The organism is Xanthomonas sp., assembly GCF_017163755.1.
Lineage (GTDB): Bacteria > Pseudomonadota > Gammaproteobacteria > Xanthomonadales > Xanthomonadaceae > Xanthomonas_A.
Genome location: NZ_JAFIWC010000045.1, coordinates 1 through 18,058, shown reverse-complemented (window position 1 = coordinate 18,058; position 18,058 = coordinate 1). Strand labels below are relative to the sequence as shown.

At 69.5% G+C, this 18,058-nt stretch carries 17 protein-coding genes; 8 read left to right on the top strand and 9 right to left on the bottom strand.

Annotated elements, in window-relative coordinates:
- Window position 1: 1 nt before the first annotated feature.
- A complete protein-coding gene (locus JR065_RS20445; protein ID WP_206236325.1) occupies window positions 2–211 on the bottom strand; it encodes a DUF1656 domain-containing protein in 210 nt (69 codons plus the stop codon).
- A 4-nt stretch (window positions 212–215) separates the two neighbouring features.
- Complete coding sequence (locus tag JR065_RS20440) at window positions 216–2,192, bottom strand: FUSC family protein (protein ID WP_206236324.1); 1,977 nt, start codon at window positions 2,190–2,192, stop codon at window positions 216–218.
- Window positions 2,193–2,348: 156 nt separating this feature from the next.
- Here JR065_RS20440 and JR065_RS20435 point away from each other — a divergent pair, with 156 nt between their 5' ends.
- On the top strand, window positions 2,349–3,089 hold the full coding sequence (locus JR065_RS20435) for an AraC family transcriptional regulator (RefSeq protein WP_343237310.1): 741 nt from the start codon (window positions 2,349–2,351) through the stop codon (window positions 3,087–3,089).
- Between the two features lie 204 nt (window positions 3,090–3,293).
- On the opposite strand, the gene JR065_RS20430 is transcribed toward JR065_RS20435, so the two are convergent.
- Window positions 3,294–4,304 (bottom strand): hypothetical protein, encoded by a 1,011-nt coding sequence (locus JR065_RS20430; protein WP_206236322.1) that lies wholly within the window; start codon window positions 4,302–4,304, stop codon window positions 3,294–3,296.
- A gap of 177 nt (window positions 4,305–4,481) precedes the next feature.
- A complete protein-coding gene (locus JR065_RS20425) occupies window positions 4,482–5,309 on the bottom strand; it encodes an AraC family transcriptional regulator (RefSeq protein ID WP_206236321.1) in 828 nt (275 codons plus the stop codon).
- A gap of 136 nt (window positions 5,310–5,445) precedes the next feature.
- On the opposite strand from JR065_RS20425, the gene JR065_RS20420 reads away from it, so the two are divergent.
- A complete protein-coding gene (locus JR065_RS20420; protein WP_206236320.1) occupies window positions 5,446–6,399 on the top strand; it encodes an alpha/beta fold hydrolase in 954 nt (317 codons plus the stop codon).
- A 133-nt stretch (window positions 6,400–6,532) separates the two neighbouring features.
- Here JR065_RS20420 and JR065_RS20415 read toward each other — a convergent pair whose 3' ends face one another.
- On the bottom strand, window positions 6,533–7,540 hold the full coding sequence (locus tag JR065_RS20415; protein ID WP_241093810.1) for a GlxA family transcriptional regulator: 1,008 nt from the start codon (window positions 7,538–7,540) through the stop codon (window positions 6,533–6,535).
- A 95-nt stretch (window positions 7,541–7,635) separates the two neighbouring features.
- Here JR065_RS20415 and JR065_RS20410 point away from each other — a divergent pair, with 95 nt between their 5' ends.
- Window positions 7,636–8,520 (top strand): MBL fold metallo-hydrolase, encoded by an 885-nt coding sequence (locus tag JR065_RS20410; RefSeq protein ID WP_241093809.1) that lies wholly within the window; start codon window positions 7,636–7,638, stop codon window positions 8,518–8,520.
- Window positions 8,517–9,005, top strand: a complete 489-nt coding sequence (locus JR065_RS20405) for an isochorismatase family protein (protein WP_206236319.1) — start codon at window positions 8,517–8,519, stop codon at window positions 9,003–9,005. The genes JR065_RS20410 and JR065_RS20405 overlap by 4 nt, the downstream gene beginning before the upstream one ends.
- 318 nt (window positions 9,006–9,323) lie before the next feature.
- Here the strand turns inward: JR065_RS20405 and JR065_RS20400 are convergent, their stop codons facing one another.
- The gene (locus JR065_RS20400) at window positions 9,324–10,721 is read right to left on the bottom strand and encodes a J domain-containing protein (protein WP_206236318.1); all 1,398 of its coding nucleotides are present in this window, start codon (window positions 10,719–10,721) and stop codon (window positions 9,324–9,326) included.
- 784 nt (window positions 10,722–11,505) lie between these two features.
- Window positions 11,506–12,072: a TetR/AcrR family transcriptional regulator gene (locus tag JR065_RS20395; RefSeq protein ID WP_206236317.1), complete on the bottom strand. Its 567-nt coding sequence runs from the start codon at window positions 12,070–12,072 to the stop codon at window positions 11,506–11,508.
- Between the two features lie 89 nt (window positions 12,073–12,161).
- Here JR065_RS20395 and JR065_RS20390 point away from each other — a divergent pair, with 89 nt between their 5' ends.
- The 4 genes from JR065_RS20390 to JR065_RS20375 all read left to right on the top strand — a co-directional run bounded on the left by JR065_RS20390 (window position 12,162) and on the right by JR065_RS20375 (window position 14,688).
- Window positions 12,162–12,905, top strand: coding sequence for an SDR family oxidoreductase (locus JR065_RS20390; RefSeq protein WP_206236316.1), 744 nt, complete (start codon window positions 12,162–12,164; stop codon window positions 12,903–12,905).
- A 186-nt stretch (window positions 12,906–13,091) separates the two neighbouring features.
- Complete coding sequence (locus JR065_RS20385; protein ID WP_241093808.1) at window positions 13,092–13,409, top strand: helix-turn-helix domain-containing protein; 318 nt, start codon at window positions 13,092–13,094, stop codon at window positions 13,407–13,409.
- Window positions 13,406–13,720 carry a HipA N-terminal domain-containing protein gene (locus JR065_RS20380; protein ID WP_206236315.1) on the top strand — a complete coding sequence of 105 codons (315 nt, stop codon included), beginning with the start codon at window positions 13,406–13,408 and terminating at the stop codon, window positions 13,718–13,720. The genes JR065_RS20385 and JR065_RS20380 overlap by 4 nt, the downstream gene beginning before the upstream one ends.
- Window positions 13,702–14,688 (top strand): type II toxin-antitoxin system HipA family toxin, encoded by a 987-nt coding sequence (locus tag JR065_RS20375; protein ID WP_206236314.1) that lies wholly within the window; start codon window positions 13,702–13,704, stop codon window positions 14,686–14,688. The genes JR065_RS20380 and JR065_RS20375 overlap by 19 nt, the downstream gene beginning before the upstream one ends.
- 325 nt (window positions 14,689–15,013) lie before the next feature.
- On the opposite strand, the gene JR065_RS20370 is transcribed toward JR065_RS20375, so the two are convergent.
- Together JR065_RS20370 and recD are read right to left on the bottom strand one after the other, a co-directional pair.
- Window positions 15,014–15,892, bottom strand: a complete 879-nt coding sequence (locus tag JR065_RS20370; RefSeq protein WP_206236313.1) for a hypothetical protein — start codon at window positions 15,890–15,892, stop codon at window positions 15,014–15,016.
- A gap of 140 nt (window positions 15,893–16,032) precedes the next feature.
- Window positions 16,033–18,054, bottom strand: coding sequence for an exodeoxyribonuclease V subunit alpha (gene recD / locus JR065_RS20365; protein WP_206236332.1), 2,022 nt, complete (start codon window positions 18,052–18,054; stop codon window positions 16,033–16,035).
- Window positions 18,055–18,058: the final 4 nt, after the last annotated feature.

The window sequence follows — 18,058 nt, the reverse complement described above, 5'->3', positions numbered from 1 at the left end:
CTCATTTCCCAAGCAGCGGCGCGAGCCGGATCAGCAGCTCCACCAGGATCACGAACAGCGACAGGCCCACGAGCGGCCGATAGGCGAACAAGCGGTACAGGCCGAGGCTCGCCAGCAGCCTCGAGGCCATCAACGACAGCGCCAGCGCGAGCAGCGCCACCGCCAGCAGGCCGGGCACCAGAACGCCATCGATGGAGAGATATGCGAACATGGCATCAGTCCCGATGGGCGATCAGCGGCGACAGCAGGTCGCGGCGCAGATCCGACAGCAGCGCAAGCACGCGTTCGCGTTCTGGCGCGTTGTCCGCAAGGACCGCATCGCGCATGCGGTCGAGCGATGCCAGCAGGCGCCCGTCCAGCGCGCGTGGGGGGTTGGCACGGGCGCGGAAATGGGCGAGCGCCGTGTCGATCAATTCGGCGTGGCAGGCGCGGGCGCTGTGCCCCTTCAGCTCCCTGTCCATCGCGCGCAGCTCGGCCACCGCGCTTGCCGCGCGCATGTCCGCAAATATCGTGCGCAGGGTGTGGTCCGCCTCCGGATGGCCGCGCAGGCGCGGGGCGAGCAGCCCGAGCCGGTCCACCATGCGGCTCGTCCAGCCGGTGGTGCTGCGTCCACGCCCGGCGGCGCGGCGTGCGATGCCGTGCTTGATCGCATCCAGCAGCCGCTTGCGGCTGCGCTGCGTGTCCATGGTCTGGAACAGCAGCATGCTGCACAGCGCCGCGGCCGTGCCCACGAACAGCGCCACGCTGCCGTTGAGCGCGCCCGCGAAGCTCGCGGCATTGGTGGCGCCCAGGCCTGCGATGAGTGGGAATGTCAGCACCACCCCCAACGCGCCCATGATGGAAGGCGGGCGCGCCAGGAACGACCCGCACAGCAGCAGCACCGGCGCCAGCGCGGTCGCCAGGCCGACGAAATCGGACAGGCCCGGGAAGATCGCGAAACCGTAGAGCAGCCCGACCGCGACCCCGATGGCCGACCCGGCCAGGTAGCGCATGACATGGCCGGCCGGCGCCTCGGTGGTGCCGAACAGCAGGCACGCCGTGCCGATGATGGAGACCGCCGTTGCGCCGTCGGACCAGGCCATGGCGATCCACAGGCCGCAGCTCAGCACGATGCCGATGAAGGCGCCGAAGGCGCCGCGCAGGGCGAGGCGGTGATCGCGGTGCAGGACGTGGCCCTGCGCGTGTTTCGCCAGCCGCGCAGGAACCTGCCGGCGCCAGTGCGGATTGGCGGTGCGCAACTGGTCTTCCAGCGCGCGGCAATCGCGATGCGCGGTGTCCAGTTCGGCGAGGTTCGCGGCCAGGTTGGCCTGCAGCCGTTCGCGCCAGCCGTTGCGGCCGGCCGTGTCCCGCGCCTGCGAGTTGCGCTCCGCTGCGCGCAGTGCGGCCATCGCATCGTCCACGGCGCTGGACAGCATCAGCACGTCGAGCATCCGATCGTGCAGCGCGCGGAGCATCCCTACCTGGGCAGTGCCATGGGCGCTATCGAAGCGCAGGTGGACGGACAGCGTGTGCAGCTCCAGCAGGTCCATCGCCGCCTTCGCGCGATCCTCGGCCAGCACCGCGTCCTTCGCCCCCGCGCGCATGTCCTGCGTCCAGCGCTCGGCATCGGACAGGATCGCGGCGACCCGCGCCTGGACACGGTGCGCCACCTTGCGCGGCAGGACCAGCCCATGGACCAGCGTGGCGGCGAGGATGCCGATGGCTATTTCCTGCACGCGGGTGATGGCGATGGTGAACACTTCGCCGGGCACCATCACGCTGGGGAACCCGATCAGGCTGGTCGTGTACCCGGCGAGCAGGAAGGCGTAGGCACGCGGTGTCCGGTCGAGCATGGCCAGGTACAGGCATAGCCCCATCCACGCGGCCAGCGCCACGCTCAGCGCCAGCGGCTCGTTGGCCAAGCGCGGCACCAGCACGACCGTGGCGACCGCACCACCAAGCGTTCCCAGCAGGCGGAACAGGCCACGGCTCAGCGTGGCCCCGGACAGCGGCTGGGATACCAGGTAGACGGTGCCGATCACCCAGAACGGGCGCGTCAGGCCGATCCGCAACGACAGGTACAGCCCGAGGATCGCGGCGGCCAGGCACTTGAGGGAGAACAGCGCGGCTTCTCGATCGGCCTTCAGCGCCGGCGCCTGCAGCCACGCGAGCGGCGCGAGGAAGGCGCGGGGAGGAGTGGGATCCGGTTGCATGGGCACATCGTAGGCAGCGTGCCCGGTCGCCGAATTTCGCTACAATGACAACGTTTCGCTAAAACCGGTCAACCTGAAATGACACGCGTTGCGCTCCCCGGCTTCGACCTGGACCCGGACGAGACGGACCGGCCGGCGCTCGCCAGCCGGTTGCAGGTGGCCGACCACGATGCCGAGATCCCGGTGCACGAGCACCGCAAGGGGCAGTTGATCCTCGCCCTGCACGGGGCGGTGACCTGCCAGGTCGAACGAGCCCTGTGGATCGTTCCGCCGCAATGCGGCGTGTGGATTCCCGGCGGCATGCCGCACAGCAACCGCGCCACCGCCAATGCGCGCCTGTGCTATCTGTTCGTGGAGCCCGGCATCGTGGCCTTGCCGCAGCACTGCGTGACGCTGTCCATTTCGCCGATGCTGCGGGAGATGATCCTGCACCTGGCCGATGCGCCGCCGGACTATCCACGCGCCGGGCATACCGATCGGCTCGCGCGCGTGCTGCTGGACGAACTGGTCCAGATGCCGGCGGAACGGTTGTACCTGCCGGTCAGCCATCATCCGAAGGTGCGGGCGCTGGCCGATGCGCTGGCGGCCAATCCGGCGGACCGCAGCACCATCACCCAGTGGGCCGCGCGCCTGGCGCTGGGGGAGCGGACGTTGACGCGCCTGATCGCCCGCGAAACCGGCCTGTCCTTCGGCCGCTGGCGGCAACAGCTGCATCTGCTCGTGGCCATCCGCGAGCTTGCCGGCGGCGCCCCGGTGCAGCGGGTGTCCGAAAGCCTGGGCTACGAGTCGGTGACCGCGTTCATCACGATGTTCAAGAAGGCGCTCGGGCTTTCGCCCACCCGCTATTTCGCGGTGCGCTCGCAGCGTCAGCTTGCTGGCGGCCCGGACGCGACATGACATGAGCCTTTCGGCTGCGGAACCGCACGCCCGGCCTCGGCTGGACGCGATCCGGGCGCTGGCCGATGCGGCTGCCGGGCCGAAGGATTCGATGCGACTGGCCCCATCTGCCCACCGCCCTGCGTCCTGCCATCGCGGCGTACTGCGTAAGCCCGCTTGCCCTTGCCCACTAACGGCTTTCGCGCCGCTGGTGCGTCCGGTCCCCTACCGCATCCCGCACGTCGCGCCCACGCAACTGCCGGTCTCGATGAAGCGCACGGCCGAATGCCCGGGATTGCCGGTGGGCGCGGGCACGCCCGGCGCGACGAAGAACGTGGCCGAATGCGCGCCATACAGGCCGGCGGGAATGACGAACGGCTTGAGCACGGTGTAGCTGCGGTACGGCACGCCCGGCGCGCGCGCGGCGCCGCCGCCTTCGATGCGCGGGATGTCCGCTGCGCCCAGGGTGCGCTGGCGTGCGGCGTCCCATGCGTGCAGGTCGGCGGACGTCGCCGGCCGCAGGATGCCGTCGCGCATCGCGGCATCGATGCCGGCCTGTCCCGCCGGCGGCACGCCCTTCAACTGGAAGTCCTCCACCGGCGTCGCCGCGGCGTCGGTGACCAGCGCCTCGCCTGGCGGCAGGTGGCCGACCACCGCGCGGCCATCGCGCGCCGCATAGGCCACGTCGACCGCGCGCCCGAACACCGCGCGCGCCAACGGATTGAGCTTGGACGATCCTTCGCCGCCCACGTAGGCGTAGCCGCAGGGGCCGCGGTTGTCGAAGGTGCTCACCAGCAGCGGCACGGCGGCGGGCAGGCCGGTCACCTGCTGCCGGTGATAGCCGGTCGCCAGCACCGCGACGACGCGCGTGCCGCGCGTCCAGCCGACGCTCCAGACCGTCGGTTCGTAGGCGCCCAGCAACAGCACCACCGGCGCGTCGGGTTCGTGCACCGCCACCTGGATCGTCGTCGCCGAATGGCCGCTCTGGTCGATCTGGAAGTCGGCCGGCTTGCCGGCATACGCACCGGCCGCATAGACCTTCGCGTTGGCCGGCATCGCGAAGCCGTCGATCCGGCAGGCGACCGGCGTGCGCTCGGCCTTCGCCGGCGCTTCGAACGGGAAGGGCTTTGTGGCGGGGGTGGGCGGCCCGGCGACGGCCGGTGCCGGGCCAGGCTCGGCCCGCTTCGCCATTTCAACGGCGGGGTCGCGGCCCGGCGCGCCCGCAGAGGGGTGCACGTTCGGTTCCGGCAAGGGTGTTTCGGTGCACCCCGCCAGCAGCGCCAGTCCCGCGATCGCGATGCACCGCCTGCCGCGTCCCATGCCCCTGTGCTTCATGTCGTGATCCTTCACTGTTGGAAGCGCGATTCTACGGCCAGCCGCGAACGTCGTGCGCCAGAGACCGCTAGATAAAACTCAATTCACCGCTTGCGCGCGCTTCCAGTCGCGCGGCGTCAGGCCCACGTGCGCCTTGAACGCGCGCGACAGCGCCGCTTCGCTGCCGTAGCCCACGTCGGCGGCGATCACTTTCAATGGGCGGTCCTGGCGCAGCGCCTGCTGCGCCAGGCTGACCCGCCAGCCTTGCAGGTACTGCCCCGGCGTGACGCCCACCGTGTCGCGGAACGCGCCGGCGAACACGCTGCGCGACATGCCCGCGGCGGCGGCCAGGTCGTCCAGCGTCCACTCCTGCGCCGGCGACTCGTGCATGGCGACCAGCGCGTGGCGCAGCCGCGGATGCGCCATCCCCGCCAGCATGCCGCCGCGCACCTCGCCGCGCTCCATCAGCTGGCGCAGGATCAGGATGATCAGGGCCTCGAACAAGCGGTTGATCAGCGAGTGGCGACCGCAACGCTGCGCGAACGCCTCGTCGAACAGCAGATCCAGCACCGGCGGGGCGCCGTCGATCGCATCGAGCGGCAGGCAGATGAACGCCGGCAGCGACGCGGCGATGGGATTGCCCGCGCCGCCCTCGAACCGCACGTTGGCGCAGGCCATGTCCGCGCCGCGCACCGGATCGGTGACGAAGCGGTGCGGCATCGGCCGCGGATACAGCAGCAGGCTGGGGACCTCCACGCGGTGCGACGCGCCGCCATGGAACACCTCCACCGCGCCCTGTTTCACCAGGTGCAGTTGGCCCGGGCCGTCGTCGGCCTCCAGCAGGTTGACCCCGCACAGGGGGCCGGCATGGAACATCTGCGCGGTGACGGAAAAGCGCTCCAGCAACACGGCGAGCCGGTCGGTCATCGGGACTCTCGATCAAGTTTTCAGGACGATACGCAGCCAATCGTATCGCTACGGCGCGCAAAGTACACCTCGCCAGCCCGGCACGGCCCACCCGCCGCCCACCTTTCCTCTTCCTTCCACCCAAGGATTCCACGCCATGAACGCTCTCACCCGCTCCGTCGCCGTCGCGTTCTTCGCGCTCACCGCCCAGACCGGCGTCGCCGCGCCTGCCGCCCAACCCCAGCACACCGCCGCCGTCCACGGCGCCGCCACCGTGAGCGGCAGCTATGTCACCACCCGGGATGGCGTGCAGCTGTACTACAAGGACTGGGGCCCGAAGGACGGCCCGGTGGTCACCTTCAGCCACGGCTGGCCGCTGAACTCGGACAGTTGGGAATCGCAGATGCTGTTCCTGGCTTCCAAGGGCTATCGCGTGGTCGCCCACGACCGCCGCGGCCACGGCCGCTCCAGCCAACCGTGGGACGGCAACGACATGGACCACTATGCCGACGACCTGGCGGCGGTGATCGAAGCGCTGGACCTGAAGGGCGTCACCCTCGTCGGCTTCTCCACCGGCGGCGGCGAAGTGGCCCGCTACATCGGCCGCCATGGCACCGGCCGGGTCAAGCAGGCCGTGCTGGTCAGCGCGGTGCCGCCGATGATGCTGAAGACCGCCGACAACCCGGGCGGCCTGCCGATCGCCGTGTTCGATGGACTGCGCAAGGGCTCGCTGGACAACCGCGCGCAGCTGTACCTGGACATCGCGTCCGGCCCGTTCTTCAACTTCAACCGTCCCGGCCACACGCCGAGCCCGGCACTGATCCAGTCGTTCGTGGCGCAGGGCCTGCAGGCCGGCCACAAGAACACGTACGACTCCATCGCCGCGTTTTCCGCCACCGACTTCCGCGCGGACCTGAAGAAGTTCGATGTGCCGACGCTGGTGATCCACGGCGACGACGACCAGATCGTGCCGCTCGACAGCTCGGGCAAGGCCTCGGCGGCGCTGGTCAAGGGCGCCAAGCTCATCGTCTACCAGGGCGCGCCGCACGGCCTGGCGGACACGCACAAGGATCGCCTCAACCAGGACCTGCTGGATTTCCTGAGCAAGTGATCGCTGCATGGCCACGACGCCCGGGCATGCGATGCCCGGGCGTCGTTGTTTCCCGGCCACCAGGTAGAAGAGGCCCTGCGACCGGCCAGCATCGTCGGCGAGCGCTTCATGACCAGCACCTCGCGAGGGGCGCTCAGCTCTTGCCAGCGGCGCGGGGGGTGTCCATCACCGTGAAGGCCCTTCTCCAGTCGCGAGGGCTGATCTGGAAGGCGCGGCTGAAGCTTTGCCGGAAGGACACCGCCGAACGGTAACCGGATTGCTCCGCCACCTGCTCGATGGACAAGGAGGTGGATTCGAGCAGTTCCTTGGCACGCCGCAGGCGTTCGGCATCCAGCCAGCTGCCCACGGTCATGCCCGTCGCTTTGTGGAACCTGCGGGTGAACGATCGCCGGCTCATGGCGACCTTTTTTGCCAATTCGTCCAGCGAATGATCCTGCTGCAGGTCTTCGCGCATGGAATCCAGCAGCTTGCTCAGCAACGCGTCCCGCGGCGAGGCCGGCACCGGTTGATCGATGTACTGGGCCTGCCCGCCTTCGCGATGGGGCGGCAGCACCATCATCCGCGCGATCCGGTTGGCCTGGCGCGCGCCGCGGAGCTTGCGCACGATATGTATGCAGCAGTCCATCGCCGCGCCGGATCCGGCTGAGGTGACGACCCGATCTTCATCGACGTAGAGGGCATTCATGTCGAGCCGGACCTTCGGAAACCGGCGGTGGAAATCGGCCTCGGCATGCCAGTGCGTCGAGGCCTGGCGACCGTCCAGCAATCCGGCGTAAGCCAGCGCGTACGCGCCATAGCACAGCCCGACGACATGCGCGCCGCGCCGGTGTGCGGCGACCAGTTTCGCGCTCAGTGCCGCGCTTGGCGCAAGTTCAAGATCCGCCCAACCCGGGACGATCGCTACATCGGCCTGATCCAGCAGTTCCAGGCCACCGTCCGGCGTTACGCCCACCTGCCCTCCGGACAGCGCGACCCGCGCGTGCTCCGCCGCGATGCGCAGGTGGAACAGCGCCCGATCGTCGACAGGCAGGTCGAAGATCATCAACGGCACCGACAAATGGAACGCGCTGACGCCGGCCGGGGCCAGCACCACCACCCGAAGGGGGGCGGATCCGGATGGGGTAGCGTCGTGTGCCGTCATGGCCCGATCTCATCGATGTTGGTCTCTCAGGCCAGTATCCTCACGACAGGGGAGGGGTCAAGCTTTGCATCACTGATCGATACAGAGACAGACCCATGAAGTTGATGTCACTCGCAGTGGGCGCGCTGTTGGCGCTTGGCCTTCACGCCAGCGCGAACGCCGCAGCCAACCCTTCCACGGCAACGTCGATCCAACAGATCCGCAATGCCACGGTGAAGATCACCTACGGCGAAACGGTATTGCTGGTGGATCCGATGCTGGCCGCCAAGGGCGCCTACCCCGGGTTTCCCGATACGTATCGCAGCGAACTGCGCAATCCGACCGTGGCGCTTCCGTTCGATGTCGCCCAGGTCCTGGAAGGCGTCGATGCGGTGCTGTTGACCCATACCCATCTGGACCATTGGGATCCGGCCGCGCAGTCGTTGATTCCCAAGCGGATGCCCATGTTCGTCCAGCACCAGGCCGATGCGGCATTGTTGCGCGAGCAGGGGTTCCGGGACGTCCGGATCCTGCCGGCACACGAGACCTTCGGCGGGGTGAAGATCTCCCGGATCGGCGCCCAGCATGGCTCGGCGGCCATGTACGCGGTGGAGCCGCTGGCGACGCTGCTGGGCAGCGTGATGGGCTTGGTGTTCGAAAAAGCCGGTGCGCCCACCCTCTACCTCGCCGGCGACACCGTGTGGACAGCAGACGTCGAACAGGCGATCCGGCGATACGCGCCGGAGGTGATCGTGCTCAACACCGGCGACGCGCGCGTCAAAGGCTTCGATACCGGCATCATCATGGGCACCGAAGACACCTCGCGCGTGCACGCTCTGACCCCTGCCGCGAAGATCGTCGCCGTGCATATGGACGCGGTGAACCACATGACGGTGTCCCGTGCGGACCTGCGCCGCTACGTCCACGAAAAGTCGATTCAGGACAGCGTGCTGATTCCCGAAGACGGCGAAATCCTCGACCTGGGAAGGAGCAGGAAATGACAACCGCATTGATCGTCGTGGACATCCAGAACGACTACTTTGCTGGCGGCCGATTCGCGCTGGAAAACAGCGGACAGGCATTGGCGAGCGCGTTGCACGCGATCGAACAGGCCAAGCGTGCAGGCGACGTGGTGGTGGGCATCCGGCACGCATCGCCGAGCGACGGACCCTTCCTTGCGGACGGCACCGTCGGCGCCGAGTTCCATCCTGCCATCGCCGAAGCGCTCCACGGTTGTGTAGTGATCGAGAAACATCAGGCCGACAGCTTCCTCGGCACCACGCTCGGCCAGACGCTCGCCTCCCGCAACGTCTCCGCGATCCGGCTGGTCGGCATGATGACCCAGCACTGCATCACGCATACGGCGCTGTCGCCGGAGGCCGCAGGCCTGGATGTCACGATCATCGGTTCGGCCTGTGCGGCGCCGACGGCGGTGATAGGCGGCATTGCGCTTTCAGGCCTGGCGGGCCGCTGCACCGTGGTCTGACCGGCTGCTGGCCGCGCGCCTGCGCTCCACGCGCATGCGGCGGCGTGGAGCCCGGACCGGCTGGCCACAGGGTGGGCTCGTGCAGCCCGAGCGTGGGAACGGCCACCGTTGGCGACGATGCGGCAAGCGGGCGGCGCTGGGCTTGGGCAAGGACATCGACCCGCTGGACCGCAGCGGCGAACCGGGCCGCGCGCTGCGGGCAACCAGCTACGCCGGCCCCGGCACAAGCGGTGAGCCATGTTGCCGGCCGTCGCCATCCACTGCGGCGCCCGCCGTCTCGAGTTGGGACCGCATGGTGTTCCGGAGCGCCTCGATGGACTACCCGCTCGCGCCGCGCCGCTGCCCGGCCGCACGTTTGCGCTGGCGCAACACCTGCCGGCATGCGTCCAGCAACCAGTACAGCAGCGCGAAGACCAGCGGAATCCCGATCACGCGCGAATTGACCGAGACGAAGCAGACCAGCAACAAGAGCGGTGCTGCCCGCCAGACGGGTTGATGGAAGGGATTGACGTAGTGCCGATAGAAGCCGCGGATACACGCGGCGATCAGCAGGGTGATGGCCAGCGCCCAGGCGATGGGCCACCACAGCCTGTCGGCCAGCAATAGCGTGGCGGCCGACAGGATGGGAATGCACAGCCGATGCGCCCAGCGCCCGTGCCGGAGCGCGGTATCCGGCAACAACTGCCACTGGCATAGCCCGACGGCGACCGCGCAACCTACCACCGCGGCGCTCACATACATCCAGGCCAGTCCAGCGTGCAGCACTGCACCCCAGAAGGTGGACGGTGCGGCGCGGATGACCAGTATTGGAACGACGATCGTCGAAAAAATGGCCGTGATCAATAGGCAGCGCGCGGCGTAGACCATCATCCTGTCGAAGGTGAACCGGCTGGGATCGGCGGCGGCCCGCCAGAACGCGCGGTTGCGCTCGACGACGGGGGGAACCGGTGTTCCTTCTGGCACGCGCAGCGCTACGTCCAGCAAGCCGCAGATGCGGTCCGCCTCGCCGATCGGCAGTGCATTGAACAGTGCAGTGCGCCATTTGAACGGACGTGACAGGTGCTGGAGATCGTTCTGAAGTCTCCAGACATGGGCGTTGCTCGGCTCCTGCGAGATCAGCTTCCAGGCGATGTGGGCTTTGTGCCGCACATCTTCCAGTTGGAACGGATCCACGTCGCCGTCGAGCGAATCCCAGCTAAAAAACCGCTGCAGGACGTCGAAGCGGGCGTTCTCGATGCAGTGGTGCCCTTGCTCCAGCACGTCGAACAACGCGCGGCCGACGTGCACCTTGTCCGACAGCGACCACAGCGCGGGGTTCTGCTCCAGCCACAGGCGCAGCGCGGCCGGGGCGTCGTCGATGGCATGCCTGAGTACCTCCAGGGCCAAGGCGCCCGGGTCGTGGAGCGAGGGCGCATGCGGTGCCGCCGGGTGCACCGGCACGCCGCCAGCAGCGTCGGGCAACGCAGACGGCGCTTCGACCGGCATGGCGGCCTGCTCGACGGCCGTGACGGGTTCGTTCGTTTCCGCGAAGGCGACGGGTTGGCGCAGCCAAGACAGCGCCTGCTGGTAGGCCTCGTTCAGCGCCTGGAATCCAGACGGGTCGGTGTCGGGCCGGTGCAGTTTCAGCAGACCCGCGTAGGCGCGTTTGATCGCGCGCTCGTCGGCGTCCTGCGCTACGCCCAGCCGTTCCAGTGCGGCGATCGGCGGACGGTTCACGCGTCACGTCGCCGGAGCCGGCTGGACGCATTGCGCTTCATGGCGCAAACCTGCGCGCCGGCACTGCCGCGACGTTCCCTGTCCTGTTGCATCACCACCCCCCGATGGCTCTCATGCCGATTCCACGCGAACATGCTGGCACAGCGTTCGCCGCACATCCAGCGATCGAGCCGGGGCGGGCGCGGCTACGTGAACCTTCCGGTGCCGAGCGCGCAGGAGGAACGCTGGAGCCGGAGCAGCGTGCATGTGCCGTGCAATGGCCACGCGCGCGTCGTCGGCTGCGATCGCTTGCCCGCTCGATCGAGAACGTCGCGAACTGGTCGATTCCGCCCGCGGGACGGTAGGGCTCACGCCACAGCGTCACCGAGCGATCCCGAAAGTCGGAGCAGCTGGTGTCGCCTTTGCGCCGGTGTGGTGAGGGCCTGTGTGCGGTCGTACCCTCACCCCGACCCCTCTCCCGGGGGGAGAGGGGCTCGAGCAGTGCGCGCCTCCCTTCTCCCCCCCGGGAGAAGGTGCCCCGAAGGGGCGGATGAGGGTACGACCGCACGCAGCCCTCACCTGCCTCGGAGACCGCGAGGACCTCGCCGTTCGGCGACACGATGCTGAAGCGATACAGCGACACGGCGGGTGTCGAACGCCGCCTCGTCGGCGCGGCACCGGCCCGGCGCGCCATTGGCGCGTGCGAACAGCGTCAGCACGTCCACGGCACCGAGCGCGAAGACCGGCCTTCCCGCGACGTTCGCCGCGCTGTGCCGCGCTTCGACGGCGACCCCGTCGCGCCCGGCTACGCGCGCGGTGCGCGCGCTGCGATGCCGTCGAGAAACAGCCCGATCAGGTGCGCGATGCGCGTCTTCGGCGAGCCGAGTTGCTCGGTGGCCAGCGAGGTGGCGGTGGCCACCACGACGAGGTCATCGAAGCTGACGTCGCGGCGGACGACGCCGGATTTCTGCGCGAGCCGCAACAGCCGACGCCCCTCCTTGCTGATGGCGTCGCACCCCGGGGTGCCGCTCTGCAGCATCGCGCCGAGCGAGGCGGCGAGCCCGCGATAGACGCTGGTGTGCACCACCAGGTCCTCGAGGTACGCGCGCAGCGCGGCCAACGGATCGAGCGTGCTGGCGCGCGCGTGGCTGGCCGCGGCCAGCGACAGAAAGTGTTCGCTGTAGGCGGCCGCGAACAGCGACTCGCGCGTGGGGAAACGCCGGTAGAGCGTGCCGATGCCGACGCCGGCGCGCTTTGCGACGTCTTCCATCGACGCCTCGGCGCCGCGCTCCAGGAACACCTCCTCGGCCGCGGCGAGCAGGCGCTCGCGGTTGCGCTGTGCGTCGGCGCGCAAGGGAGTGTCGGCGGTCAAAGGGGCTCCGTTCGGGATGTCTTGTGGAAATGGAGGCTACCTCCATATACTAAGTGGAGCAACCCTCCACTTATACAAAAAGGAACGATATGAGCAGTCGATTCGAAGGCAAGGTCGTCGCGATCACCGGCGGCAGCGACGGCATCGGGCTGGTGACGGCAAAGGCGTTTGCCGCGGAAGGCGCGCAGGTCTACGTCACGGGGCGTCGCCAGGACCGGCTGGATGCCGCCGTGGCGGAGATCGGCCACGGCGCGGTGGGCGTGCAGGGCGACGTGGGCGTGCCGGAGGACCTGGACCGGCTGTACGCGCGCATCCGGCAGGGCCATGGCCGGCTGGACGTGGTCTTCGCCAACGCGGGGGTGTCCGAGACCGCGGCGCTGGGCGAGATCGACCAGGCGCACCTGGACCGCCTGCTCGCGATCAACCTCAAGGGCACAGTGTTTACGGTGCAGCAGGCGCTGCCGCTGATGACGACTGGCGGTGCGGTGATCCTGGCCGGCTCCGTGGCGGGCAGCCTGGGCATTGCCGGGCTGTCGGTGTACGGCGCGACGAAGGCGGCGATCCGGTCGCTGGCACGCACCTGGACGACCGACTTGAAATCCCGCGGCATCCGGGTGAACGTGGTCTCGGCCGGCATGGTCCACACGCCGGCCATGCAGGACTATCTGGAGCGCAATGCGGGCGCGGAGGATGCGTTCACGCAGATGATCCCGTTCGGCCGCCTGGGCACCTCGGAGGAGATCGCCGCGGCGGTGCTGTTCCTGGCGTCGGATGCGGCGAGTTTCGTCGCCGGGCACGAACTGTTCGTCGATGGCGGAGTCATGGCGGTCTAGGCGATGTCCGCCGACGCGGTTTACGCGACCGCCGAGCTTGGCAACCCTTGGCCCGCGTGTTGCGAAGATCATCGGCGTCGGCTTCGCGTGCGCCCTCACGTCGGGTGGCTGCCCCCAATCTGAACGGGCATGGGAGAATATAAAATAAAGTTGCATTTGCCGGCCGGAAATGTAATTTAATCTTCCATGGCCAAGCGCACCCCACCCACGATGCCCCGTGCCCAGCGCCAGATCCGCGACCTGGGCGAGCGGCTGCGCGCCGCGCGCATGCGCCGGCAGATGACCCAGGCCGAACTCGCCGCCCGGGTGGGCGTGAGCGTGCCGACCGTGGGCAAGCTGGAGCGCGGCGACCCCGCCACCAGCCTGTCCACCATGCTGCGCGTGCTGACCGCCCTGGGCCTGGACAAGGACATCGACCTGCTGGCCCGCAACGACGAAGTGGGCCGCCAGTTGCAGGACAGCCAGCTGCGGCGCACCAACACGAAGCGGGAGCGCACGCCATGAGCCGCGCTGCCGACGACGTGCAGGAACTCACCCAGGTCGAGGTCTGGCTGGACGACGCCGCGCTCGGCGGCCGCGCCCTGGTGGGCCACCTGACCCGCCGGCCCAGCCGCACGGGCGACACGCTCCAGTTCCACTACACCGACAGTTGGACGAGCCAGGCCGCGCCGATCCGCGCCTTTGCGCTGGACCCGCAGTTGCCGCTGCACCGCGGCCCGTTGATCGCACGCGATAGCGCCAGCGCATTGACCGGCGCGTTCATCGACTGCTCGCCCGACCGCTGGGCAAGCGCCTCATGGACCGGCGCGAGGTGATCGACGCGCGCGAGCACAACCGACGGGTGCGCGCGCTGCGTCCGTGGGACTATCTGATCGGCGTCAACGACGCCTCCCGGATGGGTGCGCTGCGGCTGCGAACGGCCGACGGCCGCTATCTGGACGACCATGCCCTGGGCGCGCCGCCGATGACCGAGCTGCGTGCGCTGGAGGCCATCGCGGTGCGCGTGGAACGCGGCGACACCGACGACAGCGACCATGACATCAAGTGGATCAAGCAATTGGTGGCGCCCGGCGCATCGCTCGGCGGCGCCAGGCCCAAGGCCAGCGTGCGCGACACCGATGGGACGCTGTGGCTGGCCAAGTTTCCCGCCGCCGACGATCGCCACGACGTGGGCCTGTGGGAGTTCGTGACCTACCGGCTCTCGCTGATGGCGGGGATCGCCATGCCCCATGCGCGCCCGCTGCCCCTGTCCGACCTCGGCACCACTTACGCGGTGCAGCGCTTCGACCGGGCCGGTACCGAGCGCCGCGCCTACGCCTCCGCCTTCGCCCTGCTGGACGTGGACGACAGCCAGGGCAGCAGCTACGCCGAGATCGCCCATGCCATCGAGAATCACGGCGTGGCATCGGCGATTGCCGACGACCTGCATCAGCTCTATCGCCGCGTCGCCTTCAACGTGCTGATCGGCAACCGCGACGACCACCTCCGCAACCATGGGTTCCTGCGCGAACCGGGCGGCTGGCGGCTGTCGCCGGCCTTCGACGTGAATCCCAATCCGAACAAGGACGCGCACGTGCTGGCGATCGGCCTGGACGATCCCACGCCCGACACGCGGCTGCTGCTGGACACCTGCGCGTATTACCGACTGAGCAAAGCGCAGGCGGGCGACATCATCGAACAGGTACGTACGGCCGTACGCGGCTGGAAAGAGGAGGCCCGGCGCTGCGGCGCGCGCGGCGCCGGGATCGCGGCCATGGACGCGGTCATCGACCCGGAGCGTTGAAGACGCTGTCGCTCAGGCCACCGGCGCGCAGGTCGACGTTCTTGAACGGCAGTTCTTCAGGATGGATCCGTGGAAGAGCCGCACGTTGCCGAAGTCGCACGTTTCGAACGTGCCGTCTTGCAGCGTGCAGCCGTCGAAGATGGGCGCTGAGAGATCCGCGTCCTTCGGGAGCAGGCACGGATGGCTTTACCCCTGAACCGGTCTTCGCAGACAGCACCAGCCCGTCCGGCGGCACTTCATCCAGCACGGTCGATGCCACATGATGCCCGGGTGTGTTGGTCCGGAATCGATGGCAAAGGTTTCCAGGTACTTCTCTGCATTCGCCTCAAGGGCCCGGGATGCGCGTCCAATGCGCTCCGTCGGACGCTGCAAGGTGCCGTTCACCGGAGGACCATAGGCACTGCTCGTTCGCGTCCAGGTACCTGAAGGTCTGATCGCCGGGAAGCCCTGTGTCGACCTTTTCCAGCGTGCCCCCGTGCAGCGTGTAGAGCGCGTTGGTGGTCGAAAGCCAGAGCCGATCATTGAACCAGGCCATGTCCCAGAACGTCTCTTCGGTGAGCCCATGCGCGACAAGTTCCCAGCGCTCGCCACGGCCCCGTACGACGATGCCCGACTGGCCTGAGAGGTAAACCACGCCGTCGGGGGCGCAGAGAACGTTCTCCAGGATGCTGTGGGTCGGACGTTCGCTTCGCTGCCAGGCGCCATGCCGGCGGCACCAGATCTCGCCCTGGTAGCCGGCGGCGTAGATTTCGTCTTCACCAAATCCGTCGATGGATTCGAAGCCGCTGAGGCTACCGGCGGCCGGATCCTCGACCACGCCTTGGTCGCAACGCTGCCAGAGCCTGTCCTTCCGCACATAGACCTGGCGGCCGACGCCCGTGGCATAGACGCTTGCCCCGATCGGGCGGATGTCGCGCAGCAGGCCGTGCTTGCTGGGTTTTTCCTCGACCATCGCCTCGTAGGCCTGCCCGTCGGGCGCAGCGCGATGAACGCCGCCATCGGCGCACAGCGTCAGAATTTCGGGAGAAGCGCCGCGAACTGCGCATATGCCGGCGGAAACCGCTTGAACGTAGTAGTTGTCCCATGTTCCGGTCCATCGAAAGACCCGGGTCCCGGGCTCGCGTTTGGAATAGGCGAGCACATAGACGCGGCGCTTGTCGAAGACGGCGACCCGGCTCAGAGTCCAATCCGATGTTTGAGTCATGTCGTTCCTGTTCCAATTGAATTACCAAGCACTGCGGGTGACCTCCGGGATCGTGTCGTGGACTGGCGCCTTCCGATCGTCTCGAAGGCAGGGCGTGTGGGTCACCGGGGTTTTGTCCCTGGCACGTCGTCCGCGCACATTCAGAACAGCGTGCCCTGCGTGGGCGCAGTGAGCGCCGGGGACGCCTCGACCGCGGCCGGAACGTCTTCTCCACCCAGCCGCCACGCCAGCCCCGAGATCCGCGCCGCATGCCGCGCCAGCGCGGCGCGCAGCACGGCTTCGCTTCCTGCCAGGTGCAGCGTGCGCCGCGCGCGGGTCAGGCCGGTGTAGACCAGTTCGCGGCTGAGCACGCGCACGTCGCGCGTCGGCAGTTGCAGCCAGACCTCCTCGAACTCGCTGCCTTGCGCCTTGTGCACGGTCATCGCGAAGGCGCTCTCGTGCGCGGGCAAGGCGGCGGGGTGGAAGCCGCGCACCTGGCCGTCGCCCTCGCCTTCGAACCAGGCCACCAGCGTGCCCTGCGCGTCCCGCCCCGAAGCGGGACTCGCTTCGCTTCGCAGGCAGATGCCCACGTCGCCGTTGAACAGGCGGTGGCGGTAGCTGTTTTCGGTGATCAGCAGCAGCCGGCCCTGGAACCACGGCGAGGCGGCGCCGAGGCGGCGCGCGCCCGAGCCGCTCTCGGCCAGCAATTGCTCGATGCGCGCGTTGAGCCCGCGCGCGCCTTGCGGGCCGGCGCGCACGGCGGTGAGCAGGCGCAGGCGCGCGGCGTCGCGCAGGGCCTGCGCGGGGTCGGCGGCGTCGGCCAGCGCGCGCCAGTGCGCGAGCAGCGCGTCGCGGCGCGCGGCGAGCGGGTCGTCGCTGTCTTCGTGGAAGTGCACGCCGGCCAGGTGGCCGCCGCGCAGCAGGGCCAGCGCGGTGTCGGCATCGCCAGCGCGCACGGCATCGGCCAGCGGCGCCAGTTCGAAGCCCTGCGCCTGACGATAGCCGCGCAGCAGGTGCACGCGGTGCCCGGCCAGGCCGCCGCTGCGGGTGTCGGCGACGGTTGCGCCGAGCAGCGGCTGCAGCGCCTGGGCGTCGTCCGGCTGCAATGCGTCGCCGGGGCCGGCGGCCTGCAGGATGGCGGCGAGCACGTCGCCGGCCTCCACCGAGGGCAACTGGTCGGCGTCGCCGAGCAGGATCAGCTGGGTGCCGTCGGCGACGGCTTCGACCAGCTTGCACATCAGCGGCAGGTCGACCATCGAGGCTTCGTCGACCACGATGAGGTCGAACGGCAGCGGGTTGTCGGCGTCGTGGCGGAAGCGCGGCAGGTCGGGGATCACGCCCAGCAGCCGGTGCAGGGTGCTGGCGCCGGCCGGCAGCGCATCGGCCAGGACCGGGTCGATGCCGTCGCCGATGGCGCGCGCCACGGCCGTGCGCAGGCTTTCGGCCATGCGTTCGGCGGCGCGGCCGGTGGGCGCGGCCAGGGCGATGCGCGGCGCGGCAATGCCGGTGGCCTGGGCCTGGGCGACGCGCAGCAGCAGCAGGCGCGCGATGGTGGTGGTCTTGCCGGTGCCGGGGCCGCCGGTGACCAGCAGCAGGGCGCGGCGCAGGGCGAGGGCGGCGGCCTGGGCCTGGCGGTCGGACTGATCGGGTGCGGACGCACCCTCACCCGCCCTTCGGGCACCCTCTCTCCCACGGGGACGTCCTTCGGTCGCCGATGGGAGGGGGAACAGCTGGGCGAACAGCGGGGCGAGCGTGGCGACGTCGAAGGCCGGCAGCGGCTGCGCGGCGATGCGGCGCAGGCCCTGCGCCAGGCGGCGCTCGTATTCGCGGTAGCGGCGCAGGTAGAGCAGGCCGCGTTCCAGCACCAACGGGCAGTCGGCGGCGGCCGGGTCCTCCGCCGCGGGCTGCGCGACCCAGCGCGAGGCGGCCAGCGCGCGCTGCCAGTCGGCCGCCTCGGGCAGCGCGGGCGGCGGGCCGTCGCGCGGGTCGAGCAGCACGTTGCCGCGGGCCGGGTCGAGCCCGGCGTGGCCGCTGGCCACGGCCAGCGATGCGAGCGCGGCGGCGGCCAGGACCCGGGAATCCGTGTCCGGCGCCAGGCGGTGCAGGCTCTGCGCCAAGGCGACGTCCAGCGTGCGCAGGGTGCCGGCGCGTTGCAGGGCGTCGAGCAGGTTGGGGGGGGTCATGGGG